The sequence below is a fragment of the Nocardia puris genome (assembly GCF_036051655.1).
Taxonomy (GTDB): domain Bacteria; phylum Actinomycetota; class Actinomycetes; order Mycobacteriales; family Mycobacteriaceae; genus Nocardia; species Nocardia puris.
Genome location: NZ_CP107943.1, coordinates 3904342 through 3918955 on the forward strand (window position 1 = coordinate 3904342; position 14614 = coordinate 3918955).

A 14614-nucleotide genomic window follows, 5' to 3' on the forward strand; every position below is an offset into this window, starting at 1 on the left:
TTCTATGGATAGGCAAGTGTGCGCGCAAACGCGTGACTGTGCAGCAGAGGTCGGGAGGGCCGGTGGGACTTGACCTTTCGTGTCCGACATGCGGGCGGATCGATTTTGTGCAGCGGGTGTCAGCGGTCTACTCCGGCGGAACCGGCGTTGAGATCGCCAGCGCCGTGATGGGCGGAGTCGGGATCACATCGTCGGGAGTCGTGCCGGTCCTGGGCGTCTCGACCACCGAGCACAGGCGCACATCAGTGCTGGCCCAGTCACTGGCTCCGGAACCCGACGTCGCACCCGTCGGGCGATTGATCGGCTTCGGTCTGGTCGCGTCGATCCCGTTCTTGGCAGGAATGTTTCCTGCTTTCGTGGTGATCACCAACGAAGCAGATTCTGCCCCTTTCGCGATGCGGGTGCTGGCGGCGGTCACCTTCTTGGTGATACTGGCGATTGTGCCTGCGATCCTTTTCGGTATCGCCGCGCGGAGAGTGGTAATGATGAATCGGATCGTGCGCGGGCGCCCTGCTGCCTACGCTGCCTGGGGAGCGGCGGTGTATTGTCATCGGTGCCACAGTTGTCATTGGCCAGCGCATGCTCCGCCTGGCGTTCCGACTCGTACGGCACTGCATCCGCTGTCATTCCAGAGCATTGTTTGGCATTTCTATTCTGTGTAAGGCGCGATGTTCGGATCGGTCTTGTCTTCTTTGCTGCCCGCCATCACGTCTGATCTAGATCTTGCTCGTGCGTGTTGGGGGTTCTTCTTTCTGGTTCAGACGGTGGGGCGATCGCGGCTTGCTGGGTGGGGGCGAGCCGCAGGAGTTGACGTACGCGTGCCGGTGTGAGACCGAGAAGGGTCGCGACGTCCGCGTCGCTGTGGCTGTTACGTCGAATCGCTTCGACTGTCGGGCTCAGTCGTTGTTCCAGGGTTGCCACTCGCTCGGCTGTAGTTGAGCGGGTGGTTGCGACCTGCTCTTCCAGCTTCGCGATCTGGGCGGCGGATTCAGCCTTTAGCGATTCGATCTCTTCCCACACCGCCAGGTAGTCCCGTACTGCGGTGTCGATCGCCTGCTCCCGCTGGCGCGCTTCTGCGCGAGCGAGTTGTCGTCGCTCGCGAATTGCTTCCAGAAGTTGAACCGCCTCGGGGGACCGCGGCCGACGCTTAGGCATCGCTGCTCTCCTTAACGCGCACCTGTCCCCGTGCCGCCACGTCGGTCTCCAGAATACCAACGAGCACTCATCAACGTTCTGGCTTCGTGGCGCTGGCCTGCGGGCGACTTCGGCTATGCCTGAATCGAAGGCTGCGCACCTGGATTCGACTGTGCGGTCTATTGTGTCCGCCGCTGCAACACGGAGCCCGGCAACCCCTCGGGCGCACTCGATATCGTGCGCCGCGGCACACGTACCGGTACTTCGAGCCAGTTCCCTGGGACTGTGGATTTATGGGTGTTTCCGGCCTGATTCGCTGATCGGATGGTCAGCGGGAAGGTGCCGTGATGACGACACTTGATGCCGTGGCGAAGAAGAAGGCCGAGGCCTCGGCCGAGCAGCTGGCAGCGGCGGAGTTGGTGAGGATGGCCAAACAGCAGGGCTTGTCCCTGACGGGGCCCGACGGGTTGCTGCAGCAGTTCACCAAGACCGTCCTCGAGACCGCGCTGAACGAGGAGATGACCGAGCACTTGGGGTATGAACCCAACCAGGCGCCCGAGGGCCGGGAATCGGTGAATGTGCGTAATGGGACCAGATCGAAGACGGTGTTGACCGAGACGACCGGGCCGGTGCCGATCGAGGTGCCGCGCGACCGGGACGGCAGCTTTCAACCGCAGATCGTGCGCAAGCGGCAGCGCCGATTGTCCGGGGTCGATGAGATCGTGCTGTCGTTGTATGCGAAAGGCCTCACAACCGGGGAGATTTCGGCGCATTTCGCTGAGATCTATGGCGCGTCGGTGTCCAAGGAGACGGTCTCCCGGATCACCGACAAAGTCGTCGCGGAGATGCAGGAATGGTCGAGCCGACCCCTGGACGAGGTGTATGTCGCGATCTTCATCGACGCGCTGGTCGTGAAGGTGCGCGACGGTCAAGTCGCCAACCGGCCGATCTATGCCGCGATCGGGGTCACCGTGACCGGGGAGAAGGACATCCTCGGCCTGTGGGCCGGCAGCGGTGGTGAGGGCGCGAAGTTCTGGATGAGTGTGCTCACCGAGATCCGTAACCGCGGGGTCAAGGATGTCTTCTTCCTGGTCTGCGACGGGCTCAAAGGCCTGCCGGAGGTGGTCGGCAACGTGTGGCCGCTGGCCACGGTGCAGACCTGCATCATCCACTTGATCCGCAACACCTTCCGGCTGGCCGGACGCCAGCACTGGGACGCGCTGAAACGGGACGTGAAACCGATCTATACCGCGGTAAACGCAGATGCAGCCCGGGCAGCGCTCGATGAGCTGACCGAACGCTGGGGCTCGAAATACGGGGCCATCATCCGCCTGTGGCACAACGCATGGGATGAGTTCATCCCGTTCCTCGACTACGACATCGAGATCAGGCGGGTGATCTGCTCGACGAACGCGATCGAGTCGCTCAACGCCCGCTACCGGCGCGCGATCAAGGCCCGAGGGCATTTCCCCACCGAGCAAGCCGCCCTGAAATGCCTGTATCTGGTGACTCGTTCACTCGACCCGACCGGCGCCGGTCGGGCACGATGGACGATGCGCTGGAAGCCTGCGGTCAACGCGTTCGCGATCACCTTCGCCGACCGCTGGCCCGACGCCCGAACCTACTGAGAGAACCGCCGGAAACACCTTTAGCGAGATAGTCCCAGTTCCCTGTCCGTCCCTGTCGCCGTATCGGAGTGCGTTCCGGTGCGGCGTTTTTCGTTTCTGGAGGCTGTCATGCCTGATCTTGATCTGATACCCGCGTGTGCCGTGTGCGGTGTCCAGAGTCCGACGACGCGGCACACCGCTGATGGCCGGCCGTTGTGTTGGTCGTGTTTTCAGGTGTTGCCGCGCTGCCACGAATGTGGTTGTGCTACTGCCGAATTGCTCGATGTGATCGGTGGTGGTCGCGTGTGCCGTGGGTGCGCAGGCCAGCTGAGGGCGTGCGTGTCGTGCGGTGGGCTGACCATTGCGCCCCTGCCCACCGACACTGATTCGGTCATCTGTGCCTCCTGTACGAGTACTGGTTTCGAGCAGTGCTGGCAGTGCTCGCGGTTCAGCGCCGACAGTCGCTATCTGTCCGGTGGGTCGCGGGTGTGTCAGGTGTGTGGGCCGCAGTTCGAGTCGTGTGCCGAATGCGGCACGCTGGTGCGGCCGGGTCGGTCGTGTGATCGTTGCGCTGATCCCCGCCGTGTCTGGGGCTACGTCTACAAGCCGGACCCGGTGTTTCACGGGCAGGGGCCGGTATATCTGGGGCTCGAGCTCGAGATCATCGTCCCGGAGCTCGTGTACGACGACGCGGTCGCCGAAGTCGCCGCCCGGGTGGGCAATCTCGCCTATCTGAAGCAGGATTCCTCGATCCGGCCGAACGGGTTCGAGCTGGTCACTCACCCCATGTCGTTTCAGTGGGCGATCGACCATTTCCCGTGGTCGCTGCTGACGGATCTGCGTGAGATGCGGTGTGAGGCAGACGGTTCGGTGGGGTTGCATGTGCATGTCAGCCGTGCTGGTTTCGACGGTCCGGCGCACATCTACCGGTGGCTGAAGCTGGTGTATCGCAACGAGACTGCGATCACGCGGTTGGCGCGACGGCGCTCGACGCGGTACGCGCCGTTCGACGCGCGCGCTCGGGCCCGTGCCCGCGATTCCGCCAAGGGTGCCTCAGTGCGTGATCTGCCGCGGCGGATGGCGGTGAATGTGCAGCCGCGCCACACCCTGGAGGTGCGTGTGTTCGCCAGTTCGCTCCAGATGCGCGAGGTGCAGGCCGCGCTGGCGTTCGTGGCGGGATCGGTCGAGTACACCCGCGCGCTGACGGTGCCGGATCTGTGTGCCGGGGCGTGGGAGTGGGAGCGGTTCGCCGCCTGGGTGGCCGAGCGTGCGGAGTACGCGCCGCTGACCGGCGAATTGGAGGATCTCGCGTGTGCCTGCTGACCTATTTCGCGCCCGGCGCGCTACCAGATACGACCGCGTTGCGGTGGGGTGCGTGGCGCAATCCGCACGGGCACGGGTACGGGATCGTCACCGGCGGTGAACTCCTGGTGGGGCACGGGATGGACGGCCGCGAGGTGGTGGCGGAGTTCGCCGCCCTGCGTGCCGCTCATCCCGACGGTCCGGCCCTGTTCCATTCCCGCTACGCCACCAAGGGCACGATCGGGCTGCCCAACTGTCATCCGTTCCCGCTGGGAACGGACGGCCGAACTGTGGTGGCGCACAACGGGACTCTGCCCAAGCGGGTGCATCCGGGCGCCTATGACGAGCGGTCCGATACCCGGATCGCCGCCGAGGACTACCTGCCGCACGAGCCGTTCGGGTCGCTGGACACGCGTCGCGGTCGGCGTGGTCTGGAGTCCTGGCTCGGGTCGAGCAAACTCGTCCTGCTCACCGTGAACCCGGCCTACGCGTCGAACGCCTACATCCTCAACGAGGACCTCGGCGTATGGGATGTCGAGCGCGGCATCTGGTATTCGAATCACACCTACCGGGCGACGCCGCTGCTGGCAGGGCGGTGGCTGCTGCGCTGCCTGTATTGCGGGCACGTCGATCAGGCCCGTCGTGGCCGCTACTGCCGGCTGTGCGGGTGGTGTTTCGCCTGCCGTGAACCGTTGCCCGATTGCGAATGCGCGGCGACTCGGATCGCCCGGCCCGTCATCGGGTCCCTTTTCTGAGCCCTGCCAGCCGTTCACCTCTTTCGAGCCTCGGTGCCGCGACGGATGTCGTTGCGGCGCCGGGGCTTTCTTCGTTCCCAGGAAGGATCCTCTCTTTTGCCGACTCCTGTTTCCGCGCGCTCCGAGCGCGCCGACGATGCCGATCACGATCTCGACTGCAGTGAGTGCGGCGCACCGACGGTCTCGGATCGGCGCACCGTCGATGAGCTGATCCTGTGCGCGGACTGCGCCGAGGACTGGTACAGGTGCGGCGACTGCGGCCGTTTCGACTCCTTCACGATCACCACGGCGGGCGGAGACGAGGTCTGTGATTCGTGCGCCTCGGCATACACCTACTGCCTCGACTGCGACTGTCCCGCCGAGGACACCGTCGGAGTCGACGGCGGCGATGAAGTCTGTACGTCGTGCCTTCGGCACGGCTATCACGAGTGCCAGCATTGCGACACCTACATCCGTGACGGCGAGAACTACTGCGGGCACTGCGAAGCCACTCAGTACAGCGACGACATCTTCGACAGCTTCTACAGGCCGAGCCCGGTCTTCCACGGGTCCGGCCCGTTGTATCTGGGCCTCGAGCTCGAGGTGCGGCTGCCGCACGGCGTGGACCGGGCTGCGGCCACCGCGGTGGAACACCTCGGTGGCTTGGGCTATCTGAAGCATGACGGGTCGATCAGCTGCGGCTTCGAGCTGGTCACCCACCCCATGTCGTTTCCGTGGGCGATCGAGCATTTCCCGTGGTCGCTGCTGGCGCGGCTGCGGCTGCTGGGCGCCTACACCGACGACGAGGTCGGTATCCACGTCCACCTGTCCCGCGACGGGTTCGACGGCCCTTCGCATGTCTATCGGTGGATGAAGTTCGTCTACCGCAACCAGCAGTCTGTCACCGTCCTGGCGCGGCGTGACGCGCCGTACTGGGCGGCCTTCGATGAAGGGGCGCGCGCCGAGATCGCTTCCTACGCCAAAGGATCGCCGTCCACCCATGGCCGATATCAGGCCATCAACGTCTGCAGCGAGCCCACCTACGAGCTGCGCGTGTTCGCCAGCTCACTCGATACGCGCGAGGTGCAGGCCGCGCTCGGGTTCGCCGCCGCCTCCGCCGAGTACACCCGTGCGCTGACGGCGGCCGATATCGCTCGTGGTGGCTGGGAGTGGGACCCGTTCGTCGCCTGGCTGCGCGTCCGGCCCGCCTACGCCGCGCTGCTGGCCGAGCTCGACCGCCTCGGTATCGCCGGCACCCCGGCCGACAGTGAGGGCGAGGGCTTGGCGTGTGCATCCTGACCTTCCTGCGCCCCGGCGCCGCCCCCGATGTGGAAGCGCTGCGCGGCGGCGCCGCCGCGAACCCGCATGGCCACGGGTACGCGGTTCTCACCCCTGAGCGCATCATCGTCGGCCGTGGCATGGACCCCGAAGCCGTCCTCGGCGAGTTCACCGAGGCGCGGTCACGCCACCTCGACGGGCCCGCCCTGTTCCACTCCCGGCTGGCCACCCACGGCACCCGCGCACCCGACAACTGCCATCCCTTCGCGGTGGGTGGTGATGGGCGAACTGTGCTCGCGCACAACGGTATCCTGCCCGATGCCGTGCATCCGGGACCGGGTGATCAGCGGTCGGACTCGCGGATCTTCGCCGAAGATTTCCTGCCGCGCAGCCCGTTCGGGTCGCTGGATTCCTGGGCGGGCCGCGACCGGCTCGAAGCCTGGCTCGGTGGCGACAAAATGGTGCTGCTGACCCTCGACCCGGCCTATGCCCACCGCGCCTACATCTTCAACGAGCAGCGCGGGCACTGGGATCTCGAACGGGCGCGCTGGTACTCCAACCACAGCTACCGCGACTTCGACAGCTACTACGACGCGCACGGGTGTTACGACTGCGAATCCTGCGGCGAGCAGGCATATCTCGACGATGGGCCGCACTGCGGTTACTGCGGTTACTGCCTCGACTGCCGGCAGCGCTTTCCCCGCTGCCGCTGCCCCGAACTCGACGGCACCGACCGCTACGCCGATCTTTTCGATCTCGAATACACCTGACCACCAACACAATCAGAGAGGAAGGACCCGTCCTGGCATCCACCACCGATCCCCGCCCCGACCTGCCGGACACCCAGGCCAGTGAGATCGTCTCGATTCTCGATCACCTGCGGTACACCATCGATACGGAGCTGACCGCGCTGGACTGGGCCGAGGAGGAGATCACCGCAGCCGGGGCCCGCCACCCCGACGCGGCCGATCTGCTCCACCACGCCTACGAACTGCTGCGCCCCACCCACCCGCAGATCCGGAGCGAGTTCCTGTTCCGCGCGCACGCCGCACAACTGCTCGACCGGCTCGCCGTCGGCGCCGACACCCGTCCGGCCACCGACATCGAAATCGCCCTCGCCCTGAGCACGATCAGCCTCGCCACACCACTGAACACCCCCGCGACGGGCCTCTACCTGCGAGTCTGGCACCGCGCCGGACTCCCCGACCTCGACGCCGAGGACGTGCTCACGCACTACGAGGCCATCGCCGGAAGCGACATCGACGCCTTCGAGCACCTGACCCGCACGAAACTCGCGCAACCGGACCGCATCCTGGGCGAGATCACCTGCGACGGCCGCCACCGCGACGTCCCCACCACCTGCCGGTTCACCGCTACCGCCAGGTGAGGTCGTCGACGGTGTCGCGCTGACTCCGGTGTCCTCGCCTACCCCGAACCGCCACCGGACCCCGCACACGGTGACGCTCCCACGCCACCGGAACCGGCCCCCGCAGAAAGGATCACCCACCGCCATGCTCGCTGTGCCCGACTTGATCGCCTGGCTGAACACCCTCGCACCGACCTCACTCGTCGCTATCGACGAGGGCGGAGTGCGGCTCGACGCACTGACCCCCAGCGGTCACACCACCGGCGCCTACCTCGAGCTCGGCGGCTACGACCCCACCACCGCGACCTCGCAGCGGAGTGACCGGCCCGGCTCCCCGACGAGCTGACCCCACCACCGCTCGCGACTACGTCCTGTCCACCACACCCGAACCGGCGGCATGACCACCACCGGAGTCGGTGCCGCGCGTCACCGGCAACGGAAGACGGTCCCGCACCGACCATCTCACGGCCCCGCACAAGGTCTCGCGCTGGGATTCGGTCGCGGCGCAACCGAATGCCAGCACCGCCGCGCAGCCACATCCCCACCACCCGACGCACACGCCACCCGACCCGACACCTCGACATCGCATCGGCCGATCGCGATTCCACGAGATCGCTTCGTGTTCGGCCTGATCGGGCACGACGCGACCACCGCGGGCGGCGGAACCGGGGTGGCCGGGACGTGAGCGCATGCCTCGCGGCCCGGCCACCTGTTCAGGAAGGAACCCATGACCCACCCCCTTCGCTACCCGGCGTTGCCCGCGCGGGCGCGGCAGTTGCTGAGCCGCTGGCACCTCGGCCGCGCCGACCCGCCCCCGACACCCGGCCGATCGCCGGATACCGCACTCGACCCTCACACGGTGCGCGAAGCGCTCGATCAGGTGCGCCGCAGCGGCGCGGACGCGACGATCCGGACCCGAGGCGGACACCTCCACCCGCACGTGCGCGTCACCGCGCTGGGCCGCCGTCACGCCGTCCTGCACGCACCGCACACCGCGACGGTGTTGCTCCCGCTGTGTTTCGTCGAGTCGGTCACCCGGCACGAGCCCGGGGACCGGTGATGGTCGCCGCAGCCCACGAACCGTTCCTCGTACGCGTCGAGCCCTGCCACTACACCGACCCGCCCGCCACCCCACCCGAGGTGCTGGTCATCGGCTACCACGCCGCGTTCGCCACCCCGCCACCCCCGCGCACCCCGGTGGCGGTGTTCCGCGGGATCGACCGAGCGTCGGTGCCCCGCGCGATGCCGACCTACGCGCTGGTACGCATCGAGCACGACCCCGACCCAGACGGGTGTTCGCCGCACGGCTTGGACTACCGGCTGATGCCCGCCGAGGTCGACACCACCAGTTTCCGGTGGGTCCTCGCCGACGGGGCATGGGCCGCCGGTGGCCGTCACGCGCTGCTGACCCGCACCGTGCGTGAACGCGTCCCCGGCGCACCGATCCGGATTCCGATCCACGACCACAACCCCGACACCGGACGGCGATGGACTCCGACCCCGTGATCGACTCCGCGGTCGCGCTGCTCAGGTGGATCGAAAAGTGCTTGCCCGCGTGCGATCCCGAGCGTTTCCACCCCTGGCGCACCGACCCCGAGGTGCCGGGCGCGCTGACCGCCGACATCCACCTCACCGTGCGCAGCGCCGGGCGCCCCGACCGTCACCTGGACCTGCGGTTGTGCGCCCACCCGATCACCGACCCCTGAGCTGGGAGAGCCTTTTGATGACCAACACCCCGCGCGTGCCCATCCCCGTGGCCCTGCACGACGCGCCCGTCTCGGCGGGCATGGTCGTGCCCCACATCACCCTCGCCCACACCGACCGCACCCGTGCCGTCTTCGGCCGGCTCGACGCCCAGCGGCTCGCCGACACGTGGGCGCGGTCGCTGTGCCAGGTCTGCGGCAAGCCGCTGACCGACCTTGTCGTGCTCTACATCCGTCCCGCCGACTACCTGCGCGGCATCGCACCCGAACCCGGCGTCCACCCCTGGTGCGGCGCGTACTCGAGCCGCGCCTGCCCGATGCTGGCCGGACGCATGGAGCACTACCTCCGCGTCCGCCGCGACCATCCCGGCCGCTGCGAGGACCCCGCCTGCCCCTGCGCGCAGTGGGCCTCGGCCGAACGGGATCCCCGCGAAGCCGTGCGCGAGGGCGCGCCCGCCGACCCGTGGTACGCGGTATGGATCGGCCTCGACGACTACACCGTCATCCACGACCCCGGCGACGACACGACACCACCGGTCACGGGAATCCCCTTGCAGTACAGGATGTTCCGCGCCCTGCGCCGGATATCGGAGGGCGGGCCCGACTTCACCGGCCCCGACCCGCTCGCACTGCTCTACGCTCTCACCACCGCACACCGAACCCTGCGGACGCTCACCGACACCGACTGACTTGCGCGCTCGCCCGCAGGCTCGCCGCACTCGGACGCGTTGTCGCGGCGCGCGATCGCGCCCACGCGGCACTGGCGTTGCGGGACAACGTCGTTCGTGACGCGATGCTCGCGCTGACGATCACTCCGCGCGGGTGGGCCGCCGGCGCGCTGTGGCAGCACCTCACCGTCACCGTGCCCGCCACCCACCGCGGCGCACCCGCCGCGCTGCTGGCCTGCCATACCGCCGCCACCGGTGATTTCCCGCTCGCCACCGCGGTCCCGGCCGCACCTGCCGTGATCGAGATTCGGGAACTGAACCGCACCAGACCGGGCACGCCGCTGGCGTCGACGACTACCTCATCCCGTGCCGTACGATCTGCCTCTCGGCACTCCGGCCTGGCCTACCCTGGGTAGCGGGTCGGGACCCGTCACCTCGTGACCGGGTCTCGATGCCGCCCCGCACCCGCCGCAGCGTGGTGTGCCGAGGCGCGAGGGTGGGCGCGTCCAATCCCCTCCGGGTTCGCCCACCCTTCCACCACCGTGCACTCGAACCCGTCCCGTGCTGATCGTTCCCGGTTCACACCCACACCAGCCGGTGCCCACACCCTCATTGCCGTCCCGGGCTGCCGCGTGCCCGCGCACGGCGATTCGCGCTGCGGCGTTCGCGTATCCGATTCCATTCCAGGAGGTTTCGTGTCCAACAACAAGGAGACTGTCGTGTCCGATCCGCCGCCGGAGCGGGTGCTGGCGTGGGCGGTCTCCGCTCGCGCCGCGCTGCAGGCGCCGCGGCTGGTCGAGCACCTGCTTGCCGGATCCGGTGTCGAGGGGGCCGCCGACCAGCTGCTGCACACCCAGGACCGCACCGGTCTGCCCGTGGATCTGGGTGATCAGGCTCGCCGCGACCTCGACACCGCCCACGCGTGCGGAGCGCGGCTCATCACGCCCGATCATCGCGAGTGGTGCGACCGCCTCGGTGTTCTGCGCCCCCGTGGTGATGCGCCCCGCTGTGCGCTCGTCGCGCTGTGGGCGCGTGGCCCGCTGCGGCTCGACCGGGCCGGTGAGTCCGCGGTCGCGGTCATCGGAGCCCGCGCCGCCACCAGCTACGGCGTCCACGTCACGACCGACATGGTGCAGACACTCGCCGCCACCCACACGATCCTCAGCGGCGGGGCCTACGGTATCGATGCCGCCGCCCACCGCGCCGCGCTGGCCGCCAGTGCGAGCACGGCCGCGGTTGTGGCCACCGGGATCGACCGGATCTACCCCGCGGGCAACGAGACTCTGCTCGAACAGATCGCCGAGCAGGGGCTGCTGCTGTCGGAGTACCCGCCCGGTCAGCCCGCCGCCCCCCCAGCAGTTCCTGGCCCGCAATCGCATCGTCACCGCGATCGCGCGCGCCGTGCTGGTTGTCGAAGCCGCCGCCAAGAGCGGGACCATGTCCGCCGCCGAGTGGGCCATGCAGTTGGGCCGCCCGGTGTTCGCGGTGCCCGGCCCGATCACTTCCCGGCTGTCGGACGGACCGCACACCCTCATCCGCACCCTGCGCGCCCGCATCGTCACCGATCCCGCACAGATCACCGTCAGCCTCGACACCAGCCCGTTCTGAACCCGCCCGTACCCGAAACATCGCCCACGACAGGAGAATTCCATGACCGCTTCCGATACCCCGCCGGTCCCGACGCTGACCGCCGACGAGTTCGCCCGCCTCGACAGTCTCGGCCAGAGCGGCACCCTGGCCGCGCTCAGCGACACCAGCGTGGGGGAGCGCTGGCGCACCGCGCACCGGGACTGGCGTGGCCGCCACTGGGCATTCCAGCCCGACCACCGCGGCGTGCTGCGCCTGGGCCCGGTCAACGTCGCCCGCCGCCCCCGCACCCGCACCCGGCGCCGCGCGGCGGCCTGACCCACCCCTACTTCTGTCCTCGCGCGGGCCGCTCGACCCGACCTCATGGCCCGCGCAACCACACCCTGCCCCGGAGGCCCCATGCCCGTCACTACCCGCGAACTGCCCGACGCCGAAACCCCGGCCACCACAGACGATCCCGGTACCAGCATCGATATCGAGCCGATGGTTGTGCCGCCGCCCGACGCGCGCGCGGAGACTCTCGTCCTGTCGACGTTGGTCATCGGGGAGAACGTCCGCAAGGACTTCGATCCCGCCGACCATCCCGACCAGGTCGCGCGTATCCGCGCCCACGGGGTGCGGGCACCGATCATCGCCGAACGCGAACCGGACGGTACCATCGTGGTCACCGACGGTCAGGTCCGTGCGATCATCGCCCAGCACGTGGGGCAGTTGACAGCGCCGGGTTGGGTCACCGACGCACCCACCGACATCGATCCCGACGTCCGGCGCAGAGAGCGAGTCCTGAACCAGCTCGAGTTCAACGACGGCCGGATCCCGCTGCGCGACAGCGACCGCGCCGGCGGTATCGCCCTGGCCCTGGATCTGGGCGCCAGTTTCGAGCGTGTGCAGGAATCGGTCCCGGCCGCCAAGACCCGGCTGCGTGCCCTCGGCGCGATCGGCCGCTCCGAGACCGCCCGCCCGATGCTCGACGACTCCCAGTACAGCCTCGACCAGCTCGCGGTGATCGCCGAATTCGACGCCCTGGGCGATGAGGACGCCGTCGCCCGATTGACTCGCGTCAACCGCTGGGACTTCGACTATCTGGTCGCGCGCATCCGCCGCGAGCGCGCCCAGCACGCCGCCCGTATGCAGGCCTCGCTGCCCTACGGTGTTTTCGGCTTCGGCATCCTGACCCGCGACCCGGCCGAGGACACCGGCGGCGAGCCCGCGTTCCTGCCCGACACACAGCTGGTCGAGGCCACCGGTGACCCGGTCACCGAGGACACCATCCGCGCCGACGCCACCCGCTGGACGGTGTGGCTGGACCGCGTCGAGAACGGGATCCTCGTCGACACCGAGACCGGGGCGCCGGTCGACCCCGACACCATCGACCACGACCTCGCCGACGACCCCGACGCCAGCCCCGCCGAGGGCAAACGCCACCCGAGCAGTGTCGAGTACCGCGACCGGTGGATCCCGCGCTACTACCTGCCCGCCGAATCACTCGCCGACTCCGGTCTCGCCGTGGCCACCACCACCGCTGCCGCCGACGCTTCCGACGGCGACGGTGATGATGATGATCAGCTCGCGCGGCTCGCCGACGCCGAACGTGAACGGCGGACCGCGGCCAGCCGCGATCTGCGGCGTGTCCGCATCCTCAACGTGCGCGGCGAGGCCGCCGCGGACCGGCGCGTGAGTTTCCTCGACGAATACCTGCGTCGGCGCACCCCGCCGCCCCAGGCCGCGGGTTTCGTCGCCGAGCACCTCGCACGCAAATCCGACGCCGCCACCCGCATGCTGCTCGACGACATGCTCGGCACCGGATCGAGCGTCGACGACCTCGTCACCACCATCCACGCCGCCCCACCCAACCGCCAGTGGGTGATCGCGTTCGCGATCATCCTCGCCGACTACCACACCGGCACCAGCAAATCCCTCTGGCGCGATGCCGACGCGAACACCGTGCGGATGCTGCGCGTCCTCGCCGAGATCGGCGGCGAGAAATACCATCTCGCCGACGTCGAACAGGCCGCGGTCGGCGACCTCGACTACCGCGACATCGACCTCGACTGACCCGCACCGGGGGTGGGGCCGGGCCGCGCCGGCTCGCGCCCGACCCACCCCCGGCAATTCCCAGGGCTTTCCGAACACCTCCCCCCGCGGGCTCCGCGCGCCGGGGTCGGGTGTCATCAGCATCAAACGCGGTGCGCGATACCGCCCTGCCGCGGTCCAGCGGCGTGCGGGTCTCCTCGTCCGGCTCTGCACTACGTGGCGCTTCGAGCGGGTTCGCTTTGCCCAGATCACGATAGGAGTGTCTTGTCCACCGAAGGTTTCCTCACCTTTGTCGCCGGCGGGGTCGAGATATCGTCGTTCAACAAGTGGAGCAGCTGTCCCCGGCACCTCGGGTTGCGGGTTCTGCGATGGCTGCGTGAGGCCGTCACCGATCCCGACGCCCTCGCCGCGGCGATCGCGCGGCTGCGCTACGTCGACAGTGTGGGTGTTCCCACTGCCGAGGAGATCCAGCGCTTCCACAAGTACGTCACCCGAAACGAGCCCCCGTTCGACGACCTGTACGACTGGTACTACCTGCTCAGAGACACCCAGAGCGACCCCGCGATGATCCTCGAAGCCGGGCTCATCACCGACATCGGCAGCATGACCCTGCCGTGGGACCCTGGGATGCACTACGGGTACGTGATCGACACCGACACAAGGGTATTCGAAGTCTACGAAGGCCCCTCCGACCACACCCGCCGTGCTCGCGGCAGGTTCGCCGAGCAGCCCGCGCCAGGCTCGGACCCTGACGGCTCGCCTTGGCCGGCCGCCATGCTGGTCCTCTCCTGGCCGTTCGACGCGCTACCGACCGACGACGCCTTCCTCGCCGCGACCGCGAACATCTGACCACCCGCTCGACTCGTGACCGACCGCCCGCGCGCCCTCGTGCGCCCGTGCGCGGGATTTCTGCATCCGATCGGCATCCACGCTCACCGTACGAAGGAGAATCCGTTGTCTCATCATGTCTTCGCCCGCCTGCGTCGCTGGCGTCACGATCTGGCTCCTGCCGTCAGGGTCCGTGTGGGCTCGCGCCGTCGGTGGCAGGAGCGCTCGTCGCGCTGATCGCGGGCATCGCCCTGGTCGCGGTGGTCATCACGGTGCTGCTGTCGAGCACCCCACACCCCTCGGGTTCATCGACATCCTCACCTACATGTTCGTGATCTGGCTCGTGCTGGGCCCACTCACCGCGGCGATGCAG

At 68.4% G+C, this 14614-nt stretch carries 17 protein-coding genes and 1 pseudogene; 16 read left to right on the forward strand and 2 right to left on the reverse strand.

The annotated features are described in order from the left end of the window. Positions 1-127: 127 nt before the first annotated feature. Positions 128-418, reverse strand: coding sequence for a hypothetical protein (locus OHB21_RS17855; RefSeq protein WP_328439649.1), 291 nt, complete (start codon positions 416-418; stop codon positions 128-130). Positions 419-705: 287 nt separating this feature from the next. Continuing rightward, complete coding sequence (locus OHB21_RS17860; protein ID WP_328439651.1) at positions 706-1155, reverse strand: hypothetical protein; 450 nt, start codon at positions 1153-1155, stop codon at positions 706-708. 323 nt (positions 1156-1478) lie between these two features. Here OHB21_RS17860 and OHB21_RS17865 point away from each other — a divergent pair, with 323 nt between their 5' ends. From OHB21_RS17865 to OHB21_RS17935, 16 genes and pseudogenes are all read left to right on the forward strand, one after another. Next, positions 1479-2762 carry an IS256 family transposase gene (locus tag OHB21_RS17865; protein WP_328436931.1) on the forward strand — a complete coding sequence of 428 codons (1284 nt, stop codon included), beginning with the start codon at positions 1479-1481 and terminating at the stop codon, positions 2760-2762. Between the two features lie 78 nt (positions 2763-2840). Beyond that, complete coding sequence (locus OHB21_RS17870) at positions 2841-4064, forward strand: hypothetical protein (RefSeq protein ID WP_328439653.1); 1224 nt, start codon at positions 2841-2843, stop codon at positions 4062-4064. Beyond that, on the forward strand, positions 4052-4798 hold the full coding sequence (locus OHB21_RS17875) for a hypothetical protein (protein WP_328439655.1): 747 nt from the start codon (positions 4052-4054) through the stop codon (positions 4796-4798). Before OHB21_RS17870 ends, OHB21_RS17875 begins: the two co-directional genes overlap by 13 nt. A 96-nt stretch (positions 4799-4894) precedes the next feature. Beyond that, on the forward strand, positions 4895-6076 hold the full coding sequence (locus OHB21_RS17880) for a hypothetical protein (RefSeq protein ID WP_328439657.1): 1182 nt from the start codon (positions 4895-4897) through the stop codon (positions 6074-6076). Next, on the forward strand, positions 6064-6825 hold the full coding sequence (locus OHB21_RS17885; protein ID WP_328436966.1) for a class II glutamine amidotransferase domain-containing protein: 762 nt from the start codon (positions 6064-6066) through the stop codon (positions 6823-6825). The genes OHB21_RS17880 and OHB21_RS17885 overlap by 13 nt, the downstream gene beginning before the upstream one ends. A 741-nt stretch (positions 6826-7566) precedes the next feature. Continuing rightward, positions 7567-7767: a hypothetical protein gene (locus tag OHB21_RS17890; RefSeq protein ID WP_328436964.1), complete on the forward strand. Its 201-nt coding sequence runs from the start codon at positions 7567-7569 to the stop codon at positions 7765-7767. A gap of 381 nt (positions 7768-8148) precedes the next feature. Next, positions 8149-8481, forward strand: coding sequence for a hypothetical protein (locus tag OHB21_RS17895; RefSeq protein WP_328436962.1), 333 nt, complete (start codon positions 8149-8151; stop codon positions 8479-8481). After that, positions 8481-8927, forward strand: a complete 447-nt coding sequence (locus tag OHB21_RS17900) for a hypothetical protein (protein WP_328436960.1) — start codon at positions 8481-8483, stop codon at positions 8925-8927. The genes OHB21_RS17895 and OHB21_RS17900 overlap by 1 nt, the downstream gene beginning before the upstream one ends. After that, positions 8909-9127, forward strand: a complete 219-nt coding sequence (locus OHB21_RS17905) for a hypothetical protein (protein ID WP_067514202.1) — start codon at positions 8909-8911, stop codon at positions 9125-9127. Before OHB21_RS17900 ends, OHB21_RS17905 begins: the two co-directional genes overlap by 19 nt. Before the next feature lie 17 nt (positions 9128-9144). Continuing rightward, positions 9145-9813, forward strand: a complete 669-nt coding sequence (locus OHB21_RS17910) for a hypothetical protein (RefSeq protein ID WP_328439659.1) — start codon at positions 9145-9147, stop codon at positions 9811-9813. Next, positions 9810-10208: a DUF4192 family protein gene (locus tag OHB21_RS17915; protein ID WP_328439973.1), complete on the forward strand. Its 399-nt coding sequence runs from the start codon at positions 9810-9812 to the stop codon at positions 10206-10208. The genes OHB21_RS17910 and OHB21_RS17915 overlap by 4 nt, the downstream gene beginning before the upstream one ends. Positions 10209-10667: 459 nt before the next feature. Continuing rightward, positions 10668-11081 (forward strand): annotated as a pseudogene (locus OHB21_RS37520) (DNA-processing protein DprA); the annotation flags it as partial. After that, entirely contained in the window at positions 10978-11400 is a 423-nt protein-coding gene (locus OHB21_RS17920) for a DNA-processing protein DprA (protein WP_328439661.1), read from the forward strand. The pseudogene OHB21_RS37520 and the gene OHB21_RS17920, both read left to right, overlap by 104 nt. Before the next feature lie 42 nt (positions 11401-11442). Then, positions 11443-11697 carry a hypothetical protein gene (locus OHB21_RS17925; RefSeq protein ID WP_328436958.1) on the forward strand — a complete coding sequence of 85 codons (255 nt, stop codon included), beginning with the start codon at positions 11443-11445 and terminating at the stop codon, positions 11695-11697. Between the two features lie 81 nt (positions 11698-11778). Next, positions 11779-13434, forward strand: a complete 1656-nt coding sequence (locus OHB21_RS17930; RefSeq protein ID WP_328436956.1) for a ParB/Srx family N-terminal domain-containing protein — start codon at positions 11779-11781, stop codon at positions 13432-13434. Between the two features lie 243 nt (positions 13435-13677). Continuing rightward, positions 13678-14262: a hypothetical protein gene (locus OHB21_RS17935; RefSeq protein WP_328436954.1), complete on the forward strand. Its 585-nt coding sequence runs from the start codon at positions 13678-13680 to the stop codon at positions 14260-14262. Positions 14263-14614 lie beyond the last annotated feature (352 nt).

What these genes read in the sequence shown, in the direction of transcription:
- OHB21_RS17860 (WP_328439651.1), bottom strand. Translation starts at nt 1,155, where the DNA reads ATGCCTAAGCGTCGGCCGCGGTCCCCCGAGGCGGTTCAACTTCTGGAA.
- OHB21_RS17890 (WP_328436964.1), top strand. Translation starts at nt 7,567, where the DNA reads ATGCTCGCTGTGCCCGACTTGATCGCCTGGCTGAACACCCTCGCACCG.
- OHB21_RS17895 (WP_328436962.1), top strand. Translation starts at nt 8,149, where the DNA reads ATGACCCACCCCCTTCGCTACCCGGCGTTGCCCGCGCGGGCGCGGCAG.
- OHB21_RS17900 (WP_328436960.1), top strand. Translation starts at nt 8,481, where the DNA reads ATGGTCGCCGCAGCCCACGAACCGTTCCTCGTACGCGTCGAGCCCTGC.
- OHB21_RS17905 (WP_067514202.1), top strand. Translation starts at nt 8,909, where the DNA reads ATGGACTCCGACCCCGTGATCGACTCCGCGGTCGCGCTGCTCAGGTGG.
- OHB21_RS17910 (WP_328439659.1), top strand. Translation starts at nt 9,145, where the DNA reads ATGACCAACACCCCGCGCGTGCCCATCCCCGTGGCCCTGCACGACGCG.
- OHB21_RS17920 (WP_328439661.1), top strand. Translation starts at nt 10,978, where the DNA reads ATGCCGCCGCCCACCGCGCCGCGCTGGCCGCCAGTGCGAGCACGGCCG.
- OHB21_RS17925 (WP_328436958.1), top strand. Translation starts at nt 11,443, where the DNA reads ATGACCGCTTCCGATACCCCGCCGGTCCCGACGCTGACCGCCGACGAG.
- OHB21_RS17930 (WP_328436956.1), top strand. Translation starts at nt 11,779, where the DNA reads ATGCCCGTCACTACCCGCGAACTGCCCGACGCCGAAACCCCGGCCACC.